Raw genomic sequence first — 22212 nt, 5'->3', positions numbered from 1 at the left:
AACAAATAGAACTCGCTGAAGTGAACCTATGACAACCAACCAATCCGCTCAGTCCTTACCCGGTACCGGCGCGCCGCCGCAAAAAGCGCGCACCTCATTTGGCATCCTGGGGGCAATCAGCCTTTCCCATCTGCTAAACGACATGATCCAGTCGCTCATCCTGGCGATTTATCCGCTGCTGCAGGCGGAATTCTCGTTAACTTTCGTGCAGATCGGTATGATCACCCTCACCTTCCAACTGACGTCATCGCTATTCCAGCCGGTGATTGGTTACATCACCGATAAACGCTCGATGCCGTGGTCATTACCGGTGGGGATGTGTTTCACCCTCTGCGGCTTAATTCTGTTAGCGCTGGCCGGCAGCTTCGGCATGGTGCTGCTGGCCGCCGCGCTGGTCGGTACTGGCTCTTCGGTCTTCCATCCGGAGTCCTCACGCGTGGCGCGGATGGCTTCCGGCGGCCGTCACGGCCTGGCGCAATCACTGTTCCAGGTTGGCGGCAACTTCGGCAGCTCGCTGGGGCCGCTGCTGGCGGCGGTAATCATCGCCCCCTACGGCAAAGGCAACGTCGCCTGGTTCGTGCTGGCCGCGCTGCTGGCGATCGTCGTGCTGTCGCAAATCAGCCGCTGGTATGCCGCGCAACACAGAATGAATAAAGGCAAACCGAAGCCGGTTATCGTTAATCCGCTGCCGCGTAACAAGGTCATCCTGGCCGTCAGCATTCTGTTAATGCTGATTTTCTCCAAATACTTCTACATGGCGAGCATTAGCAGCTATTACACCTTTTATCTGATACACAAATTCGGATTATCGGTGCAAAACGCCCAACTTCACTTGTTCGCCTTCCTGTTTGCAGTGGCTGCAGGAACGGTGATTGGCGGGCCTGTTGGCGATAAGATAGGTCGTAAATATGTAATTTGGGGCTCTATCCTCGGCGTGGCGCCATTTACCCTTATTTTACCGTACGCATCGCTGGAATGGACCGGGATCCTGACGGTGATAATTGGTTTTATCCTCGCATCAGCCTTTTCCGCTATCCTGGTCTATGCCCAGGAGCTGTTGCCGGGGAGAATCGGTATGGTTTCCGGCCTGTTCTTCGGCTTCGCGTTTGGCATGGGCGGCCTTGGCGCCGCGGTGTTGGGGTTGTTAGCCGACCATACCAGCATCGATCTGGTTTATAAAATCTGTGCTTTCCTGCCGCTTCTCGGCATTCTGACGATATTCCTGCCTAATAACCATCAAAAAGCCTGAGTATCTGGCGGCCAAAGTGAAAGTTTGGCCGCCACAACCCCTTATCCCATCAGCATTACGCCGCCATGACCTGTCGCCATTTTCCTGTCTGTGCTTTTTGTTGCCGTAATTCCAATTTTTCGCAAATTTCAATAATTATTCATAAACAAAACGAGCAAAAGTGTCATAAACTATTAATCGGTTTTTTGCTTTAAGTAGCGAAAATGGATCGGCTCACCACACGCAAGGAGACGGAATGCATCACGCAACACCGCTAATCACCACCATTGTCGGCGGCCTTGTGCTCGCCTTTATCCTCGGCATGATTGCCAATAAGCTACGTATTTCACCACTGGTAGGATATTTATTAGCGGGCGTGCTGGCCGGTCCATTTACTCCTGGTTTTGTTGCGGATACCAAGCTTGCGCCTGAACTGGCCGAACTTGGCGTCATCTTGCTGATGTTTGGCGTCGGGCTGCACTTTTCGCTGAAAGATCTCATGGCGGTAAAGTCGATAGCCATTCCCGGAGCCATCGCCCAGATAGCCGTGGCGACGCTGCTCGGGATGGCGCTCTCTTCCCTGCTCGGCTGGTCGCTGATGACCGGCATCGTTTTTGGCCTGTGTCTTTCCACCGCCAGTACCGTGGTGCTGCTGCGCGCGCTGGAGGAACGGCAGCTTATTGATAGCCAGCGTGGGCAAATCGCCATCGGCTGGCTGATCGTTGAAGATTTAGTGATGGTACTGACGCTGGTGCTGCTGCCCGCTATCGCCGGAATGGTCGAAAAAGGCGATGTTGGGCTGGCGTCGCTGGCGCTCGACATGGGCATTACCATCGGTAAAGTCGTCGCCTTTATCGCCATTATGATGCTGGTGGGCCGCCGTCTGGTGCCGTGGATCATGTCGCGCAGCGCGGCAACCGGCTCACGCGAGCTGTTTACCCTGTCGGTACTGGCGCTGGCGCTCGGCATCGCCTTCGGCGCCGTTGAGCTGTTCGACGTCTCCTTCGCCCTCGGCGCATTCTTCGCCGGGATGGTGCTTAACGAATCCGAACTCAGCCACCGCGCCGCTCACGATACGCTGCCGCTGCGCGACGCCTTCGCGGTGCTGTTCTTTGTCTCCGTCGGGATGCTATTTGACCCGATGATCCTGGTCGAACAGCCGCTGGCGGTGCTGGCGACGCTGGCGATTATCATCTTTGGTAAATCCGCCGCCGCTTTCTTCCTGGTACGTATGTTCGGTCACTCGCCGCGTACCGCCCTGACCATCGCCGCCAGCCTGGCGCAAATCGGGGAGTTCGCTTTTATTCTTGCCGGTCTCGGCATGGCGCTGGATCTGCTGCCGCAGGCCGGGCAGAACCTGGTGCTGGCTGGTGCGATAATTTCGATTATGCTTAACCCGGTGCTGTTTACCCTGCTGGAAAAATATCTCGATAAAACCGAAACTCTCGACGAACAGACACTGGAAGAGGTGCTGGAAGACGAAAAACAGGTGCCGGTGGATATCTGCAACCATGCGCTGCTGGTCGGCTTTGGCCGCGTCGGCAGCCTGCTTGGCGAGAAACTGATGGCCCAGGGGATCCCGCTGGTGGTGATTGAAACCTCCCGCACCCGCGTGGATGAGCTGCGTGAGCGCGGCATCAGCGCCGTGTTGGGCAATGCGGCCAACGAAGAGATCATGAATCTGGCGCATCTCGACTGCGCCCGCTGGCTGCTACTGACCATCCCTAACGGCTATGAAGCCGGTGAAATTGTCGCCTCAGCGCGGGAAAAATGCCCGAACATTGAGATTATCGCCCGCGCCCATTACGACGATGAGGTCGATTATATTACCGAACGCGGAGCCAATCAGGTGGTGATGGGGGAACGCGAAATCGCGCGGGCAATGTTACGTCTGCTGGAAACGCCGCCGGCTGGCGAGATTGTTACCGGTTGATCCGACGCCCCGCTCGCGGGGCGTACGCTTATCCACGGGATTAACGGTCCCAGTAGGCCTCTTCCAGACTATCTTCCCGCTCCGGCAGGCCGCGGGTTAAACGCGGCGAATGCTGATTCAGCACCTGATAGCTGACGCGGTTGGCGTATTTGCACACCTGCGCCAGCGATGAGTAGGTCAGCCATTTGCATTTATGTTTGCTGGAATTCGGCACGTTATTACGATGGTAGTTATTGGCGGTGATATCATGCAACAACGCCGCCAGCGCGCCGTCGCCTGCGCCGTTGGTGTTCATGATCTTCTCCGGGCCGCCCATATAAGGCGCGATGTGCGAATAGATACGCAGCGGATTAACGCAATCCTGATGGCGCATCGCGCGGCTGAATTCATACTGGTTGAACTCGGCAATCGCCCCCGGCAGGAGCGGATGTTGCGTTTTACGCTTCGCTTCCTCTTCGGTGAAGCTCGCCATATAGAGACCCGCCGGTCCTGCGGTGCACAGCACCAGGTCGACCCAGTCTAGCGCTTTATCCGCCGCGGTGAGCGGATCGGCGATACCGGTCAGCGCTTCCGCTTCTTCTTCATTCATCGCCAGAATCGAAACGTGTTCCTTGAGGAACTGCTGCCACCATTGCGGGTTGTCAGCAATCACGTATTTCGTTCCCAGCGTCAGCACCACCGGCACATCATGCTTTTTGGCATACTCAATGGCTTTCATCGTCGCGTCCGGCATCGGCTCGCCCGGCTTACAGCGCACGAGGTAGGAGGTCAGCACCAGCGCGGAAGCGCCGGCAATCACCTCTTCCGGAATGCTTTCCGGACGCAGCTTGTTCATGTGGCCAGGACTGATGGCAAAGGTACGTTCGCCGCTATCGCTAATCAGCGTAAAACAGCGGCCAATGGCGCCATCAACGCCCTGCAGGTAGTTCAGGTCAGTACGGCTGGAGGTATTGCACAAGTAGCGATAAGCGTAGCCGCCGATCTCAATGTTGCTGCACATCACGCCGAGCAGCACCGAGCGGTCGTCCGCCAGCACCGAATAATTGTGCATGGTATTGCCAATGGTGCCGCCGGCAAATTGATGTGTGATCAGGCCGTCGCGTACCAGTTCCTGATACAACGCTTCGGCGACATCATCTTCAATTACCAGCGAATGACCGGCGCTCAGGCCGTAGCGTACGATAAACGCCTCATCCACTTTCGCTTCGATATCCACCAGCGTCTGGTCGATGCCAACCACCCAGGAGACGTTGGACTCATTTTCTGGCTGAATTTGTTGCAGCAGCGGATCGCGAGCGCTAACGGGGAAATAGTGTTTAGATTTGCGTTTACCGGGAAATTTCATAGTGGCGATTTAATGACAGGGAACAAGCGGGGAATAGTAGCATATTCCCCGCCACGCGCGCGATCAGCGATACGACGCGGTCAGGTTCACCATCATCTCAATATGTGCAGGATCGGCATTAAGCGCCGGAATATACTCATATTGCTTACCGCCGGCCTCAAGGAAAATTTCCCGGTTCTGCACCGCGATTTCTTCCAGCGTTTCCAGACAGTCGGCGGAGAAGCCCGGACAGATAACCTGTACGTGCTGTGTGCCCTTCTCGCCAAGCATTTTTAGCGTTTCGTCGGTATATGGCGTCAACCAGGGTTCACGGCCAAAGCGCGACTGGAAGGTCATCATCACCCGCTCCGGCGGCAGCCCGAGCACTGAAACCAGCTCGCGAGTCGTTACCCGGCAGCGCTGCGGGTAATCATCGCCCTCATGGGCGTAGCGTTGCGGAATACCGTGATAGGAGAGCAGCAGCACATCCGGTTCGCCGTGAACGGCGAACGAAGCGCGTACGCTGGCCGCCAGCGCGTGGATATAGTCAGCGTCGTCGGCATAGTCGCGGATAAACGAAACGCCCGGAATGGCGCGCTTTTTCGCGAGGATCCGCGCCAGTTCATCCCATACCGCCGCCACGGTAGAACACGAATATTGCGGATACAGCGGCAATACCACGATATGGTCAACGTCCTGGGCCAATAGCTCATCGACCGCGCTTGCCAGCGACGGCGAGCCATAGCTCATCCCCAACGCTACTGGAACATCGGGTAGCCTGGCCGCCAGCGCCTGCTGCTGTTGCCGGCTATACACCATCAACGGCGAGCCTTCCGCCATCCACACAGACTGATAGAGCTTCGCCACGCGGGGAGCGCGAATCGGCAGTATGATGCCGCGCAGTAGCGGCCACCACAGCAGACGAGGCGTATCCACTACCCGTTTGTCGCTAAGAAATTGTCGCAGATAGCGCTTTACCGCATCGGGCGTGGGCGCATCGGGAGTGCCTAAATTGGCTAGCAAAATACCTGTTTTCGTCTGATGCATTACCGCCTCTTAACCATTTGAATCGCTGACAATTGTAGCGTAAATGGCGTTAAACGGAACCAATCATAGCAAAAGGTAGAAATGAGAGGTGTTCTCATCCTGCCGCAGCAGGATGAGAAAGGGCTTAATTAGCCGAGGATTTTTTCCAGATCGGCGCGCACGTCAGCCACCGCTTTGGTGCCGTCGACTTTCGCGTATTGAGTGTTACCCGCCTGCGCTTCTTTCTGATAGTAGCCGATCAGCGGCGCAGTCATCTGATGGTATTCCACCAGACGCTTACGTACGGTCTCTTCCTGATCGTCTTTACGGGTGGTCAGCTCTTCGCCGGTCACGTCGTCTTTACCTTCCACCTTCGGCGGATTGAATTTGATGTGATAGACGCGGCCGGAAGCGGCGTGTACGCGGCGGCCCACGATACGATCGACGATTAGCTCGTCCGGTACCGCGAACTCCAGCACGTAGTCAACGGCGATGCCGGCTTCTTTCATGGCGTCAGCCTGCGGGATAGTGCGCGGGAAGCCGTCCAGCAGGAAACCGTTACGGCAATCTTCCTGGGCGATACGCTCTTTCACCAACGCGATGACCAGCTCATCGGTCACCAGTTTGCCGGCGTCCATAATGTCTTTCGCTTGTTTACCGAGCTCGGAGCCGGATTTTACCGCGGCGCGCAGCATGTCGCCGGTGGAGATTTGCGGAATACCGTATTTCTCCATGATGAACTGAGCCTGAGTTCCTTTACCCGCGCCCGGAGCGCCAAGCAGAATAATACGCATTACGAAAATCCCCTCAAATGTCGTTTCAATTTTTCAAAAAACGCTAAACCATACCACCAGAACGGCCATGGCTCAAGGAAGGCGGTGCGGCTGAAACGGTTAATGGTCAGATATTTTATGCAATCTAATGTGAAATGCCCCGTATGAGCAAATCACTCAGACGGGGCATTTATTCCGTTCCCGGCGTCGCGTCGCTCGGCCGGGCTACTCATTCAGGTTCGCGTCAGGATGCCAGCAGCTGGTTCATACGGCGGATGAACTGGTTAGGATCCTCCAGCGTACCGCGTTCCGCCAGCAGCGCCTGATCCAGCAGCAGTTCGACCCACTCGCCAAACTGCGCGTCGTCCTGGGTATCGGCAGCGCGTTTCACCAACGGATGCGCCGGGTTCAGCTCGAAGATGTATTTCACTTCCGGCGCCGCCTGACCGGCAGCGGCGAACAGCTTCGCCATCTGGGTGCTCATTTCGTCGGCATCAGTGGTGACAATCGCCGGAGTGTCGGTCAGACGATGCGTCAGACGCACCTCTTTCACGCGCTCACCCAGCAGGCCTTTCACACGCTCAACGAACGGCTCCAGCGCTTTTTCGGCTTCTTTGGTGGATTCGTCAACTTCGTCCGCCAGTTTCTCCAGCGACTCGTCGGCTTTGGCAACCGACTGGAACGCCTTGCCGTCGAACTCGGTCAGGTAGCTCATCATCCACTCGTCAATGCGATCGGACAGCAGCAGAACTTCGATACCTTTTTTACGCAGCAGCTCGAGGTGCGGGCTGCTCTTCGCCGCCGCATAGCTGTCGGCGGTGATGTAGTAAATCTTCTCCTGCCCTTCTTTCATGCGCGAAACGTACTCTTCCAGCGACACGGTCTGCGCGGAAGAATCGGTATGAGTAGTGGCGAAGCGCAGCAGTTTAGCAATCGCTTGCTGGTTGGAGGCATCTTCCGCCGGGCCTTCTTTCAGCACCAGGCCAAACTGTTTCCAGAAGGTCTGATATTTTTCGGCGTCGTCTTTCGCCAGCTTTTCCAGCATCTGCAGCACGCGTTTGGTCAGCGCGGTGCGCAGATTACGGGTGACGTTGCTATCCTGCAGGATTTCACGCGACACGTTCAGCGGCAGATCGTTGGAATCTATCAGGCCGCGCACGAAACGCAGGTAGTTCGGCATAAACTGCTCGGCGTCATCCATGATGAAGACGCGCTGCACATACAGCTTCAGGCCGTGTTTATGATCGCGGTTCCACATATCCCACGGCGCCTGCGACGGAATATACAGCAGGCTGGTGTACTCCTGCTTACCTTCGACGCGGTTGTGGCTCCAGGTCAGCGGATCGCTGAAATCATGGGCAATATGCTTATAGAACTCTTTGTATTCGTCATCGCTGACTTCAGATTTGCTGCGGGTCCACAGCGCCTGCGCCTTGTTGATTTTTTCCCACGAAATAACGGTTTCGCCGTCCACTTCTTCGCGTTTTTCAATCTCAACCGGCAGCGCGATATGGTCAGAATATTTACTGATGATCGAACGCACGCGCCAGTCGTTGAGGAAGTCGTCTTCGCCTTCACGCAGATGCAACGTGATTTCGGTTCCGCGATCGGCCTTAGTGATATCGGCAACAGTATATTCGCCTTCGCCAGCGGACTCCCAAAACACGCCGTTTTCCGGCTTGTCGCCCGCGGCGCGGGTGCGCACGGTGACTTTGTCGGCAACGATAAAGGCTGAATAGAAGCCGACGCCGAACTGGCCGATCAGCTGGCTATCTTTCGCCTGATCGGAACCCATAGATTCGAGGAACGCTTTGGTGCCGGATTTGGCGATGGTGCCGAGATGGTCAATGACCTCGTCGCGGTTCATCCCGATGCCGTTATCAGCGATGGTCAGCGTGCGGTTGTCTTTATCAAACGATACGCGTACGCGCAGCTCGCCGTCGCCTTCATACAGATCCGGCTGGGACAGTGCGCGGAAACGCAGCTTATCCGCCGCATCCGAGGCGTTGGAGATGAGCTCGCGCAGGAAGATTTCTTTGTTGGAATAAAGAGAATGGATCATCAGGTGCAGAAGCTGTTTCACTTCTGACTGGAAACCACGGGTTTCTTGTCCTTTCATGTAAGTCGACCTCAACAATGCCATTTATTATTAATGGAAATAACGTGTTGGGGAGGAGATGGGGATAGGTGCGGGAAATTTCAAGCGGAGGCAGCGAACGCCGCCTCCATTTGTTCAGAAAATAATCTTGTGGCGCCCGGCCAGTGAGTGCGACAGCGTGGTGCCGTCGACCATTTCCAGCTCGCCGCCAACCGGTACGCCGTGGGCGATGCGGCTGGCGTCAACGCCATACTGCGCGCATAGCTCAGCGATGTAGTTGGCCGTCGCCTCGCCTTCAACCGTTGGGTTGGTGGCGAGGATCAACTCGCTGATTGACTCGGCTTCGAGGCGCTGCTCGAGGCGGTCAAGCCCGATGTCATCCGGCCCGATACCGTCAAGCGGCGACAGGTGGCCCATCAGCACGAAGTAGCGGCCGGAATACTGCCCGGTCTGCTCAATGGCGTAGATGTCCGCTGGACTCTCCACCACGCAGATCTGACCGTTTTCCTGGCGACGCGGGTTGCTGCAAATATTGCACACCTCCTGCTCGGTGAAGGTGCGGCAATCGGCGCAGTGGCCGATTTCCGACATCGCGCGCGTTAGCGCCTGCGCCAGACGCATACCGCCGCTGCGATCGCGCTGCAGCAGCGTAAACGCCATGCGCTGCGCCGACTTCGGGCCAACGCCCGGCAGACAGCGCAGCGCTTCCATAAGCTGAGTTAACAGCGGGCTGGTTTGCATCAGAACGGCATCTTGAAGCCTGGCGGCAGCTGCATGCCGGCAGAAACGGAGGCCATTTTCTCTTTCTGGGTCTCTTCAATACGGCGCGCTGCGTCATTGAATGCGGCAGCCACCAGATCTTCCAGCATCTCTTTGTCGTCTTCCAGCAGGCTTGGGTCGATTTCCACGCGGCGGCAGTTATGCGCGCCGTTGATGGTTACTTTTACCAGACCCGCGCCGGACTCACCGGTCACTTCCAGCTGCGCGATCTCTTCCTGCATTTTCTGCATTTTGTCTTGCATCTGCTGGGCCTGTTTCATCAGGTTACCCAGGCCGCCTTTTCCACCAAACATAGGCTTCTCTCTCAGTAAGTCATCGTTAAGGTACTGAACGCCAGTCAGACTGCCGCTCAAATGGGGCGGATACTCTCTTCATCCAGATCGGCGTCGAAGAATCGTCGCAGGGTCTGGATGTTGTTATCCGCAATAATCGCGTCGCGCGCCTGCGCGAGCTTCTCTTCATAAATTGCCTGTCGCCACTCCAGCGGCGTGCGCATCGCCGAATTATCATCTTCAACGATAGTCAATTCAACCGGCGCACCGTACAACACGCCCAGCGCTTCAGCAAGTTTCTGCTGTGCGCCGGTGGAGTTGAGATGCCGCTGACTCGGGCGTAAATGCAGACATATGCGATTGCCGTCCTGCTCTTTCCACGCGTTCAGCGCCACCTGTTCAACCAGTTTCGGTACCGCCAACTGGCTCACTTCCGCCGCCCAGCTATCGCGCTCGACCGCTTCCACGGCTAGTTTTGCCGCCAGCTCCGGCGTTTTTTCATGCTCCAGCGCTTTTTTCAGCGCTTTCGGCGTGGCGACCTCGACCTGGGTCTCTTCAATCGGGGCCGTCGATTTCCAGCGATAGGCTTCTTTCTTCGCCGGGGCCTGCTCAAGCGCGGCCGCAGCCGGACGAGCCTGTACGCGCTCGGTAATCGAACTCAGTCGTTCCAGCGCAGCGTTATTCACCGGCCGCGCGCGGGATGCGGCTGCCGGTTCACTCTTTTTTGGGGTGGTTGCTCCCGGGGTTCGCTGCAGCCGACTGCGCGCCGCCAGCACCTGGCTGGTGCTTTGCGGCAGATTCTGCGGCGGCGGAGCCGATGCGACCGGCGGCGCTGTTTGCTGCTGCGGCGCAGGCGCAGCGGTCTGCATGGGCTTCGCTTCCGGCTCCGGCAGCGGCTGGCGCGGATGGAAAGCCAGCGCGCGCAGCAGCGTCATTTCAACCCCCATACGCCGGTCTGGCGCATAAGGCAGCTCTTTGCGGCCAATCAGCAGCGTCTGATAGTAAAGCTGCACGTCGGCCGGCGGCACGGTACGCGCTAGCTCACGCATTCGTAGCTCGACGGCGGCCATATCCGCCCCCAGCGCCGATGGCGAGAGCTGAACCATCGCGATACGGTGCAGCAGACTTTGCATTTCCACCAGCAGCGCTTCCCATTCAACGCCGCGCGAGGCGGCGTCGCTGACGCCCGCCATCACGCGCTCGCCGTCGGCGGCCACCAGCGCTTCTATCAAGGATAGCGCCTGATCGTCGTCGAGGGTGCCGAGCATTTCGCTGACGGACTGCGCGGTTAAGCGGCCATCGCCGCTGGCGATTGCCTGATCGGTCAGGCTTAATGCATCGCGCAGGCTGCCATCCGCGGCGCGCGACAGCAGCTGCAGCGCACGCGGCTCAAACGCGATCTGCTCTTCGCCAAGGATGTGTTCAAGCTGATGGCGGATCTGTTCGACATCCAGCGCCTTGAGGTGGAACTGCAGGCAGCGGGACAAAATCGTCACCGGCAGCTTTTGCGGATCGGTGGTCGCCAGCAGGAATTTGACGTGCGCGGGCGGCTCCTCCAGCGTTTTCAATAACGCGTTGAAGCTGTGACGCGACAGCATATGCACTTCATCGATCAGGTAGACCTTGAAGCGGCCGCGGGCCGGCGCGTACTGGACGTTGTCCAGCAGATCGCGGGTATCTTCCACTTTGGTGCGCGAGGCGGCATCGATCTCAATCAGATCGACAAAGCGGCCTTGTTCTATTTCGCGACAGTTATCGCAGACGCCGCACGGCGTCGCGGTAATACCGCTTTCGCAGTTTAACCCCTTCGCCAACAGACGGGCGATGGAGGTTTTCCCTACTCCGCGGGTGCCGGAAAAGAGATATGCGTGATGGATGCGCCCTAACGATAAGCCGTTCGCCAGTGCGGTCAGCACATGTTCCTGGCCGACGACGTCAGCAAAGGTTTGTGGGCGCCATTTACGGGCTAAGACCTGATAACTCATGGGCTGGCTCTGAAACGCTGGAAGGTGAATTCACGAGGGGGTAATGCTATCACAGCCCCGCCGGATCGGCGAGGCTATGTGTCGGGATTTGCTTAGTGGCCCGGGAAAGGCACCAGGCTAAAGCAATTGATGCCCAGTTTTTCCAGGCGCTGTTCACCGCCCAGATCGAACAGATTGATAATAAAAGCGGCATCGTGAACTTCGCCGCCCAGGCGACGAATCAGCTTCACGGTGGCGTCAATGGTGCCGCCGGTCGCCAGCAGGTCGTCAACGACCAGCACTTTATCGCCTTCTTTAATGGCATCAACGTGGATTTCCAGCTGATCGGTGCCATATTCAAGCTCATAGCTTTCGGCGATGGTTTCGCGCGGCAACTTGCGCGGCTTACGAACCGGAACAAAGCCAACGCCCAGCGCCAACGCAACCGGGGCGCCGAACAGAAAACCACGCGCTTCGGTCCCCACCACTTTGGTGATGCCGGCGTCTTTATAACGCTCGGTCAGCAGTTCAATGCTAAGCGCATAGGCTTTAGGGTCTTCCAGCAAGCTGGTGACATCGCGGAAAAGGATGCCCGGTTTCGGATAATCCTGGACGCTTTGGATGCTGTTCTTCAGATATTCAAGCTGCTGTGCAGTTGCGGTCATAAGTTTATGCCTGATTGAAACGGTGTTACCCACGGGCGTGCAAAATGGGCCAAAGAAACATTTGTTTAACCTTTGACCAGGCTTACCCGCGCTCGAAAACGCCAGAATTTACTGGCTGTCGCCAACAATTGCAACAGGCATTATTGCGCATCAGTGCTTTTGTTGCTTTGCGTCAACCACCGGAATGCGCCACATAAATATCAACAGGCAGACGAGGATCGCCAGCAGCATGATGCGCACCCACATAAGCTTAACCAGCCACAGAGAAATGGCAAAGGTCAGTAAAATCATGATAATGGCTCGCGGCTTGGCCCCCGGCGGCATCGCCCGGTACTGCTGCCAGTGGCGAAGATAGCCGCCAAACCACGAGCGATACAGCAGCCAGTGGTGAAAGCGCGGCGACGAGCGGGCAAAACACCATGCGGCGAGCAGGATAAATGGCGTTGTCGGTAACAGCGGTAAGAATACGCCCAGCGTCCCCAGCACTACCGCCAGCCAGCCAATGATGATTAAAATAATACGTGGCATAATGCGAATCGTTATCAAGCAGATGTCGCTACTGTAGCACAGTTGCTGAGTAGGGAATGGAGGAGTTATTTGAAAACCACCCGGCTTTTACAAACGCTGAAAAATCAGCTGGCTGAACTGGCGCTTCAGGTGGCGCCGCTGTCCAGCCACGCTACGTTGAGCCCGCGTTTCGACCGCCAGCTGTTCCGTACCCGCGACACCCAGATGCAGGCGTATCTCGACGAAGCACAGCATAATCTCGCCGAGCTCCAGCATGCCGTTGAGCATCAGCATCTGCCCCAGGTCGCCTGGCTCGCCGAGCGGCTGGTGGCGCAGATTGCCGCCATTAGTCGTGAGACGGCGACCTGGTCGTTACGCCAATGGGACAGCGCCTCGCCGACGCTAAACCGCTGGCAACGCCGCCGCCTGCAGCACCAGGAGTATGAGCGCCGCCTGCTGGCAATGCGCAACGATCGCCAACGTCAGCTGGCGTCGGCAACGACGCTTGCCGAACAGCAACGGCTAACGAAAGAGGTCGAGGCCTATGCCGGGCGCCTGGCCCGCTGTCGCGATGCGCTGGAAAATATTGAAAACGTACTGGCGCGTTTAACGCGCTAACAGGAGAGGACTATGTCGCTGGAAAATGCACCGGACGAGGTCAAACTGGCCGTCGATTTAATTATGTTGCTGGAGGAAAACCGGGTCAGCGCAAAAACGGTGCTGGGAGCGTTGGATATTATTAAGCGTGACTATGAAAACAAACTGAAAAACGCCCAACCTGACGCGCCCCTGTCAGAAGAATAAAACGATTCGGGGCGGCATATGCCGCCCCGATTAGCGATTATGCGACGCCTGGCGCCGTATCATCCCCTTTATTATCGCGCTTCACTTCCGTCACTTCATCTCCCTTCTCGTTACGCAGATGAACTTCCAGCTGGTTGAAGGCAATATCGATATTGTTTTCACGGCACAGGCGATCGATAGAACGGTTAAGCTCATCCACCGCGTAGCTGCGATCGCGCAGTTCACGCACATAGAGGCGCAGTTCATGATCCAGCGTGCTGGCGCCGAAGGTGGTAAAGAAGACCGACGGCGCCGGTTCCTGCATCACTTTCGGATGTTCATGCGCCGCCTGCAGCAGCACCTCTTTCACTTTATCGAGATCGGATCCGTAGGCCACGCCCAGGCGGATCACCACGCGGGTGATGGTATCGGAGAGCGACCAGTTGATCAGCCGTTCAGTCACGAAGGCCTTGTTTGGAATAATCACCTCTTTGCGATCGAAATCGGTGATGGTCGTCGCGCGGATACGGATCTTACTGACGGTGCCTGAGAAGGTACCGATAGTGACCGTATCGCCGATCCGCACCGGGCGTTCGAAGAGAATGATCAGGCCGGAGACGAAGTTACCGAAAATCTCCTGTAAGCCGAAACCTAAACCAACCGACAGCGCCGCGGCCAGCCACTGCAGTTTATCCCACGACACGCCCAAGGAGCCGAAGACCGTCATCGCGCCGATGGCGATAATCGCGTAGTTGAGGATCGTCGTGATGGCATAGGAGGCGCCCTGGCGCATATTAAGACGCGACAGCACCAGCACTTCCAGCAGGCCCGGCAAGTTGCGGATCAGCGCCCAGGCGACCATCGAGGCGACAATCGCAAACAGCAGGCTGCCCATCGTCACGCTTTTCACCACGCTGGCCCCGGCTTCGGTGCCGTTGTAGTGCCAGAGCGTAATGCTGTCGAGATAGGCGAACACGGTTATCAGATCGGACCAAATCGCCCAGAACAGCACCGCGAACAGCGCCACCATCACCAGCATGGTGATGCGCAGCGTTTGTTGGTTAACCTGTTCGAGCGCGATCGTCGGCTCTTCCTGCGGTTCGGCGCCTTCCGCCCCTTCTTTCACCAGATGCTGGCGACGCGCCAGCGCCCGGCGCCAGGCAATACGTCGCGCCGCCACACTCAGGCCGCGGAGAACGGTCTGGTACAGCAGATTCCACATCATCACCAGATAGACGGTCTCAATCCAGCGGCCAGCCAGACGCAGCGTGGTATAGAAGTAACCGGTCGCCGTGAGGACCATCAGCGCGACGGGCACAATCGACAGCACGGTCACCGTCAGCAGACGCAGGCTGTGCGACTCTTTGTCACGCCAGCTTTCGCGGCACATCGGCCACACCAGCACCGCAATGAGCAGCAGGTTGACGAAGATAACAAACTGCCCCAGAACGTCGTCCATCAAATTAAGCGGAGAGAGCTCAGAAACAACCGACCAGAAATTCAGCGGCAGCAACGCCAGGCTGACGCGGACGATCTGCCGCCGCCAGTGGCTGGTGAGCTGCGCGGGCATATTGAAATGCTTCACCGCCACGCCGTCTTTTTCCAGCACCTTCCAGCACAGGCCGAACACCAGCCAGAACATCGCTAGTTTTTTACTGTAGGCCCATAGCAGGTTGCTGACATTCAGCTGCATCGTCAGCAGGATAAGCCCGGCGGCGAGGATGAGCAGCACCACCGGCAGCGCTCTGATTAAATCTATCAGGATCGCTTTTGGCGTGTTTAGCTGAGTATCATTGCGTAACTGGCCTACCTGGGAGGCCAGCTTAGCCTGGTAATCACGCAGCCACTGCAAGCGCCAGCGGATCAGCCCGGCAATCAACAGCAGCGGCAGCCCGGCGAGGAACGCGATAAATACCGCCGGCCAGGCTTTCTCCCAGTTGACGGTGATTTTCATCGATTTGAACTGGGCTTTCAGCGCTTCCGGGAAGGATTTGATCCACTCCCAATCCATCGGCTTATTGCTGTTCACCCAGAAAATCTGCTGGGTCAGGATCGATTTCAGATTGCTGGAGACGCTCATCAACTGCTGCTGGTTAATCTGCAGGTTGATGGCCATCATCAGCTGGTTCCCCAGCTGTTTGTTAAACTGGTCGAGCAATTCACGGCGCATGTCCACGACTTCCAACAGGGCGTCGTGAACTTCCGGCGTGACTTCGCTGCTATGGCCCTCTTCCAGCTTTGCCACAAAAGCATCGCTCTGGAATAACGCATCGCGCTGCTGGTTAACTTCAAACTGCTCCAGGCGCAGATCGGCAATGCGGTTAGTCATATCCTGCAGCTCATCCGCTGATGGCAATGTTTGCTGCTGCTGATAGAGGATACGCGACAGCAGCAGGCTGCCTTTCAATACCGAAATCTGCTCTTTGATATCGCGTTCGGATTGCAGCGCGCGGTCGAGCCAGTTTTTCACTCTGATATTGCGCTGCACCAGTTGGTTGCCGTTTTCCGTCGCCTGAATCAGCTTTTCGCTAAGCTGATGGTTAACTTCAAGCTCCTGCTTGACCAACGGGTTATTTTGGATCCGCGAGGTCTCCTCCGGCGAGACCGCTTCCTGAGCGGTTTTCTCGGTGAGGGTCAGCCGCTTGCTGTTCACCGCTTCCTGCAACAGTTGCAGCTGATGTTCCAGCCGGTTGCTATGGGCAGTCACGTAATCGCGCTGTTTCTGCAGCGTATCCTGCAGCACAGTATTGCCTTCCAGGCTCTTACGCTGCTGTTCGATCTCCGCATTCAGCAAGGCCTGCTGCGCCAGCAGCAACCCCTGCTGCGTCGGGCGCAGCGTCTCTTCGCCCGGCGCGGTGCCGTTGAGACGGTTACGAATTTGCTGTAGCTGCTGGGAGGCGGAGTACATCGCGTTCTGCACGCGCTCCGGCTGCGTCTGCAGCGAGACCAATTGGCTGTTGTAGGTCGCAAGATCGTTCTGCGCGCTTTGCAGATCGTCGAGCGCCTGAGACACCCTGGATTCAAGCTGTCGCAACGATAACGTGCTCAGGGTTTTACGGGTGACCTCATCATCAGGAACGTCGCTCAGCGCATTCAGGCTGTCTACCGCCTGACGCATTTTCGCCGGCGCCTGTTCAACCTGCTGACGCAGTTGCACAGTTTCAGACTTTATGCGCTCAATCTTATCGAGCGTTTCTAAAGTCTGCGTCAGGTCCTGCTGAACTAATTTTTCCTGCGGCGTGAGTTCTTTTTGCTTATTTAGCGTAGTGAGCTGGCTTTGAATGTCAGAACGGTCAGGTAAATCTGCAGCCTGAACCTGGCTGAAGCTCAGAGTGCCAACTATAAGGACCAGTGCAAAGACAATGGTGGAAATAGCATGAGGCCAACGATTTGTATGCTGCATAGTATTAACATGAATGGTTGCAAATGCCGGAGAATACCGGGGGTCGTCGCAGCGCGCAGAATAGCACTTCTCCCTGCGCGCGAATAGCGGCAGAGATAAGTAAAATTTACCTTTATTTACGCCTGCGGATTCAGGCCATGACCTCAGACGAACTTCGTAGCGACGGGCAGGTCTGATACATCTCAATGAGGGCATCGACATAAGCACGGGCTTCCGCATGAAGGTTAAAACTCTCTGGCGCAAAGAGCCAGTTTTCCATTAATCCGGAAAGATAACTGCGCATCAGAATTGCCGCACGGCGAGTGAGTAAATTCGCAGGTAATTGTTGAGCAGTGATACAATCTTTTAATGTTTGCTCAATACGATCGTAGCTTTCAAGCCATAAACTGCGCTGTGCTTGTTGGACAACGGCCATTTCTCCGACAAATTCGCATTTATGGAAGATGATTTCCATCATCAGGCGTCTACGCTCCTCTACTACTGTCGCTTCGAGGATATAGACGAGTATTTCGCGAACAACTGACAGTGGATCGTTAGGGAATTTTGCCCGATACTCAACTTCGAGATCGCTAATGCTGGCGTCAGAGAGACTCCATATTTCATTAAACAGATCGGATTTGTTTTTGAAATGCCAGTATATAGCGCCCCTGGTCACTCCAGCAGCTTTTGCAATCGCGGCCAACGAGGTAGATGATACCCCCTGCTGCGAAAACAATCGCAGGGCGACGTCAAGAATCAGTTGCCGGGTTTCAAGTGCCTGTTGTTTGGTTTTTCGTGCCATAGGTTGATGACTTTACAGAGGTTGCGTTTACATACATTTGTGAATGTATGTACCATAGCATGACCATAATAGAAAGACTGTAGTGGGTTTGTGGACGTTTGAGCCACTAAAAAATTTGAAATTGGACACTCGAGGTTTACATATGAACAAAAACAGAGGGTTAACGCCTCTGGCGGTCGTTCTGATGCTCTCAGGCAGCTTAGCGCTAACAGGATGTGACGATAAACCGGCTCAACAAGGAGCCCAGCAAATGCCGGAAGTCGGTATTGTCACGCTCAAATCCGCACCTCTACAAATCACCACTGAACTTCCTGGTCGTACCAATGCTTATCGTGTCGCAGAAGTCCGTCCTCAGGTAAGTGGCATTATTCTGAAACGTAACTTCACTGAAGGCAGCGATATTCAGGCGGGGGTGTCTCTTTATCAGATCGATCCGGCAACCTATCAGGCAAGCTATGAAAGCGCTAAAGGCGACTTAGCGAAAGCCCAGGCCGCCGCAAACATCGCTCAGTTGACGGTCAAACGTTATCAGAAACTGGTTGGCACCAAATACATCAGCCAACAAGAATATGACTCAGCCGTTGCCGACGCTCAGCAAAGCAACGCCGCCGTCGTCGCGGCGAAAGCCGCAGTTGAAACCGCGCGTATCAACCTGGCTTATACCAAAGTGACGTCGCCAATCAGTGGACGCATCGGTAAATCCGCGGTCACCGAAGGCGCGCTGGTGCAAAACGGGCAATCTACCGCGCTGGCTACCGTTCAGCAGCTAGACCCTATCTATGTTGACGTTACCCAATCGAGCAACGATTTCCTGCGTCTGAAACAGGAACTGGCGAACGGTAAACTGAAGCAAGAAAACGGTAAGGCGAAAGTCGAACTGGTCACCAATGACGGTCTGAAATATCCGCAAGAGGGTACGCTGGAATTCTCCGACGTCACCGTTGACCAGACAACCGGTTCTATCACGCTGCGCGCTATCTTCCCGAACCCGGACCACACTCTGCTACCAGGAATGTTTGTTCGCGCACGTCTGGAAGAAGGTATTAACCCGGATGCGCTGCTGGTTCCGCAACAGGGTGTTACCCGTACCCCGCGCGGCGATGCCAGCGTGATGGTGGTCGGCGAAGGCGACAAAGTTGAAGTGCGCCAGGTCACCGCGACTCAGGCTATCGGCGACAAGTGGTTAGTGACCGAAGGTCTGAAATCAGGCGATCGCGTGATCGTCGCTGGCCTGCAAAAAGTCAAACCAGGCGTACAGGTAAAAGCGCAGGAAGTAGCTTCAGACAACCAACAGCAAACCGCCGGCAACGCGAACGCTCAGTCTGAACAAACCAAGTCTTAACTTAAACAGGAGCCGTTAAGACATGCCTAATTTCTTTATCGATCGCCCCATATTTGCATGGGTGATCGCCATAATCATCATGTTGGCAGGGGGGCTTTCGATTATGAAACTCCCCGTGGCGCAATATCCAACGATTGCGCCGCCAGCAGTGACGATCTCGGCCACCTATCCGGGGGCTGATGCGAAAACGGTGCAGGACACCGTGACACAGGTTATCGAACAGAACATGAACGGTATCGATAACCTGATGTACATGTCCTCGAACAGTGACTCCACCGGTACGGTGCAGATCACCCTGACCTTCCAGTCCGGTACCGACGCAGATATCGCCCAGGTACAGGTGCAGAATAAGCTGCAGCTGGCAATGCCGCTGCTGCCGCAGGAAGTACAACAACAGGGCGTGAGCGTGGAGAAATCCTCCAGTAGCTTCCTGATGGTTGTCGGGGTTATCAACACTAACGGCACCATGACGCAGGAGGATATTTCCGACTACGTGGGCGCCAATATGAAGGATGCCATCAGCCGTACCTCCGGCGTCGGCGACGTTCAGCTGTTCGGTTCCCAGTACGCGATGCGTATCTGGATGGACCCGACGAAGCTAAACAACTTCCAGTTAACTCCGGTAGATGTCATCAACGCAATTAAAGCGCAGAACGCCCAGGTCGCGGCAGGTCAGTTAGGCGGTACGCCGCCGGTGAAAGGCCAGCAGTTGAACGCCTCGATCATCGCCCAAACGCGTCTGACTTCCGCTGATGAATTCAGCAAGATTCTGCTGAAAGTCAATCAGGATGGTTCACAGGTTCGTCTGCGCGACGTGGCGAAAGTTGAACTCGGCGGCGAAAACTACGACATCATCGCGAAGTTCAACGGCCAACCGGCTTCTGGTCTGGGGATTAAACTGGCCACCGGCGCTAACGCCCTGGATACCGCCAACGCCATCCGCGCAGAGCTGGCGAAGATGGAACCGTACTTCCCGTCAGGCCTGAAAATCGTCTACCCGTACGATACTACCCCGTTCGTGAAAATCTCTATTCATGAAGTGGTAAAAACGCTGGTGGAAGCGATCATCCTGGTGTTCCTGGTCATGTATCTGTTCCTGCAGAACTTCCGCGCCACGCTGATCCCGACCATTGCAGTACCGGTGGTATTGCTTGGGACATTCGCCATCCTGGCGGTGTTTGGCTTCTCGATAAACACCCTGACGATGTTCGGGATGGTGCTGGCCATCGGCTTGCTGGTGGATGACGCCATCGTGGTAGTAGAAAACGTCGAGCGCGTAATGGCGGAGGAAGGATTGCCGCCGAAAGAAGCGACCCGTAAGTCGATGGGTCAGATTCAGGGCGCGTTGGTCGGTATTGCGATGGTACTGTCGGCGGTATTTATCCCGATGGCCTTCTTCGGCGGTTCAACCGGCGCGATTTATCGCCAGTTCTCGATCACTATCGTTTCCGCGATGGCGCTGTCGGTACTGGTTGCGCTGATTCTGACGCCAGCGCTGTGCGCTACCATGCTGAAACCGATTCAGAAAGGCGGCCATGGCGAGCACAAAGGCTTCTTTGGCTGGTTTAACCGCATGTTCGATAAGAGCACGCACCACTACACCGACAGCGTAGGCAACATTCTGCGTAGTACCGGTCGTTACCTGGTGCTGTATCTGATTATCGTCGTCGGTATGGCTTACCTGTTCGTTCGTCTGCCAAGCTCCTTCCTGCCGGACGAAGACCAGGGCGTGTTCCTGAGTATGGCGCAGCTTCCGGCGGGCGCGAGTCAGGAACGTACGCAGAAAGTCCTCGACGAGATGACTGACTACTACCTGACCAAAGAGAAGAACAACGTTGAATCGGTGTTCGCGGTTAACGGTTTTGGTTTTGCTGGTCGCGGTCAGAACACCGGTATCGCCTTCGTGTCGTTAAAAGACTGGAGCGAACGCCCGGGTTCAGAAAACAAAGTTGAAGCGATTACCGGCCGCGCGATGGCCCGTTTCTCGCAGATTAAAGATGCGATGGTCTTCGCGTTTAACCTGCCAGCGATCGTCGAACTGGGTACCGCTACCGGCTTTGACTTCCAGCTCATCGATCAGGGTGGTTTAGGGCATGAGAAATTAACTCAGGCGCGTAACCAGCTGTTTGGTATGGTTGCTCAGCATCCCGATCTGCTGGTTGGCGTGCGTCCTAACGGCCTGGAAGATACGCCGCAGTTCAAGATCGATATCGATCAGGAAAAAGCGCAGGCGCTGGGCGTTTCAATTAGCGACATCAACACCACCCTCGGCGCGGCATGGGGCGGCAGCTACGTCAACGACTTCATCGACCGCGGTCGCGTGAAGAAAGTGTACGTCATGTCTGAAGCGAAATACCGTATGCTGCCAGAGGATATCGGCAACTGGTATGTACGCGGCAGCGATGGCCAAATGGTGCCGTTCTCCGCCTTCTCCACTTCCCATTGGGAATATGGTTCACCGCGTCTGGAACGTTACAACGGTCTGCCGTCGATGGAAATCCTCGGTCAGGCAGCGCCGGGCCGCAGTACGGGTGAAGCGATGGCGATGATGGAACAGCTGGCAAGCAAACTGCCTTCAGGCGTCGGTTACGACTGGACCGGTATGTCCTATCAGGAACGCCTGTCAGGCAACCAGGCCCCGGCGCTGTATGCTATCTCGCTTATCGTCGTCTTCCTGTGTCTGGCGGCGTTGTACGAGAGCTGGTCGATTCCGTTCTCCGTCATGCTGGTGGTACCGTTGGGTGTTGTTGGCGCGCTGTTAGCGGCAACCTTCCGCGGGCTGACTAACGACGTTTACTTCCAGGTCGGCCTGCTGACGACCATCGGCCTGTCGGCGAAGAACGCGATACTTATCGTTGAATTCGCCAAAGACCTGATGGAAAAAGAAGGCAAAGGCCTGATTGAAGCGACGCTGGAAGCAGTACGTATGCGTCTGCGTCCAATCCTGATGACCTCTCTGGCGTTTATCCTCGGGGTAATGCCGCTGGTTATCAGCTCTGGCGCAGGTTCCGGCGCACAGAACGCCGTAGGTACCGGCGTAATGGGCGGGATGGTGACCGCGACGGTTCTGGCCATCTTCTTCGTGCCGGTATTCTTCGTGGTGGTTCGTCGCCGCTTCACTAAGAAAACTGAAGATATTGAGCATAACCATCCGGTTGAGCATCATTAATCTTGCTTAAGCTAAGGGCCGCATTTGCGGCCCTTTTTCTTTAGGGGTATTTAAACGCACACATTGTTATTGTTTATTTTACGTTCTGACATATAATATACATTGATGAACGTTGTTCTATTTTTATTAAGATTTCGATTACCGGTTTTGCCATCAGGTCTCAT

Annotated in this window: 17 protein-coding genes and 1 other annotated feature; of the genes, 6 read left to right on the top strand and 11 right to left on the bottom strand. The window is 56.0% G+C overall.

Translation table 11 applies throughout. The features are described 5' to 3' along the window. Positions 1-28: 28 nt before the first annotated feature. Together AC2CGP_RS10680 and ybaL are read left to right on the top strand one after the other, a co-directional pair. On the top strand, positions 29-1249 hold the full coding sequence (locus AC2CGP_RS10680; RefSeq protein ID WP_015367899.1) for an MFS transporter: 1221 nt from the start codon (positions 29-31) through the stop codon (positions 1247-1249). Between the two features lie 235 nt (positions 1250-1484). Further along, a complete protein-coding gene (gene ybaL, locus AC2CGP_RS10675) occupies positions 1485-3161 on the top strand; it encodes a YbaL family putative K(+) efflux transporter (RefSeq protein ID WP_015367901.1) in 1677 nt (558 codons plus the stop codon). Positions 3162-3201: 40 nt separating this feature from the next. On the opposite strand, the gene AC2CGP_RS10670 is transcribed toward ybaL, so the two are convergent. The 9 genes from AC2CGP_RS10670 to AC2CGP_RS10630 form a co-directional block, all read right to left on the bottom strand. Beyond that, on the bottom strand, positions 3202-4506 hold the full coding sequence (locus tag AC2CGP_RS10670) for an inosine/guanosine kinase (protein WP_015367902.1): 1305 nt from the start codon (positions 4504-4506) through the stop codon (positions 3202-3204). A 63-nt stretch (positions 4507-4569) separates the two neighbouring features. After that, on the bottom strand, positions 4570-5532 hold the full coding sequence (hemH, locus tag AC2CGP_RS10665; RefSeq protein WP_015367903.1) for a ferrochelatase: 963 nt from the start codon (positions 5530-5532) through the stop codon (positions 4570-4572). Between the two features lie 128 nt (positions 5533-5660). Beyond that, positions 5661-6305 carry an adenylate kinase gene (adk, locus tag AC2CGP_RS10660; RefSeq protein WP_015367904.1) on the bottom strand — a complete coding sequence of 215 codons (645 nt, stop codon included), beginning with the start codon at positions 6303-6305 and terminating at the stop codon, positions 5661-5663. A gap of 223 nt (positions 6306-6528) precedes the next feature. Then, positions 6529-8403, bottom strand: a complete 1875-nt coding sequence (gene htpG / locus AC2CGP_RS10655; protein ID WP_015367905.1) for a molecular chaperone HtpG — start codon at positions 8401-8403, stop codon at positions 6529-6531. A gap of 114 nt (positions 8404-8517) precedes the next feature. Further along, positions 8518-9123: a recombination mediator RecR gene (gene recR, locus AC2CGP_RS10650; RefSeq protein WP_015367906.1), complete on the bottom strand. Its 606-nt coding sequence runs from the start codon at positions 9121-9123 to the stop codon at positions 8518-8520. Then, positions 9123-9455, bottom strand: coding sequence for a YbaB/EbfC family nucleoid-associated protein (locus tag AC2CGP_RS10645; RefSeq protein WP_008805448.1), 333 nt, complete (start codon positions 9453-9455; stop codon positions 9123-9125). Before AC2CGP_RS10645 ends, recR begins: the two co-directional genes overlap by 1 nt. A gap of 56 nt (positions 9456-9511) precedes the next feature. Next, a complete protein-coding gene (dnaX, locus tag AC2CGP_RS10640) occupies positions 9512-11419 on the bottom strand; it encodes a DNA polymerase III subunit gamma/tau (RefSeq protein ID WP_015367907.1) in 1908 nt (635 codons plus the stop codon). Then, positions 10115-10179, bottom strand: a sequence feature (DnaX frameshifting element). Its footprint overlaps the gene before it by 65 nt. A 92-nt stretch (positions 11420-11511) precedes the next feature. Further along, positions 11512-12063, bottom strand: coding sequence for an adenine phosphoribosyltransferase (apt, locus tag AC2CGP_RS10635; protein WP_015367908.1), 552 nt, complete (start codon positions 12061-12063; stop codon positions 11512-11514). A 150-nt stretch (positions 12064-12213) separates the two neighbouring features. Next, positions 12214-12591 (bottom strand): DUF454 family protein, encoded by a 378-nt coding sequence (locus AC2CGP_RS10630; RefSeq protein WP_015367909.1) that lies wholly within the window; start codon positions 12589-12591, stop codon positions 12214-12216. Between the two features lie 69 nt (positions 12592-12660). On the opposite strand from AC2CGP_RS10630, the gene priC reads away from it, so the two are divergent. After that, positions 12661-13188 carry a primosomal replication protein N'' gene (gene priC, locus AC2CGP_RS10625; protein ID WP_015367910.1) on the top strand — a complete coding sequence of 176 codons (528 nt, stop codon included), beginning with the start codon at positions 12661-12663 and terminating at the stop codon, positions 13186-13188. A gap of 12 nt (positions 13189-13200) precedes the next feature. After that, on the top strand, positions 13201-13374 hold the full coding sequence (rsmS, locus tag AC2CGP_RS10620; RefSeq protein ID WP_015704613.1) for a pleiotropic regulatory protein RsmS: 174 nt from the start codon (positions 13201-13203) through the stop codon (positions 13372-13374). 37 nt (positions 13375-13411) lie between these two features. Here the strand turns inward: rsmS and mscK are convergent, their stop codons facing one another. Beyond that, positions 13412-16756 (bottom strand): mechanosensitive channel MscK, encoded by a 3345-nt coding sequence (mscK, locus tag AC2CGP_RS10615; RefSeq protein ID WP_015704612.1) that lies wholly within the window; start codon positions 16754-16756, stop codon positions 13412-13414. Positions 16757-16886: 130 nt separating this feature from the next. Next, positions 16887-17537, bottom strand: coding sequence for a multidrug efflux transporter transcriptional repressor AcrR (acrR, locus tag AC2CGP_RS10610; RefSeq protein WP_015704611.1), 651 nt, complete (start codon positions 17535-17537; stop codon positions 16887-16889). A gap of 142 nt (positions 17538-17679) precedes the next feature. Here acrR and acrA point away from each other — a divergent pair, with 142 nt between their 5' ends. Then, a complete protein-coding gene (gene acrA / locus AC2CGP_RS10605; RefSeq protein ID WP_020079451.1) occupies positions 17680-18879 on the top strand; it encodes a multidrug efflux RND transporter periplasmic adaptor subunit AcrA in 1200 nt (399 codons plus the stop codon). A gap of 22 nt (positions 18880-18901) precedes the next feature. Further along, positions 18902-22048 (top strand): multidrug efflux RND transporter permease subunit AcrB, encoded by a 3147-nt coding sequence (gene acrB / locus AC2CGP_RS10600; protein ID WP_015367916.1) that lies wholly within the window; start codon positions 18902-18904, stop codon positions 22046-22048. Positions 22049-22212 lie beyond the last annotated feature (164 nt).

The organism is Klebsiella sp. SYXHC3, assembly GCF_057196925.1.
The sequence above is the reverse complement of the archived record's forward strand: the minus strand, read 5'-3'. Positions and strand labels throughout refer to the sequence as shown.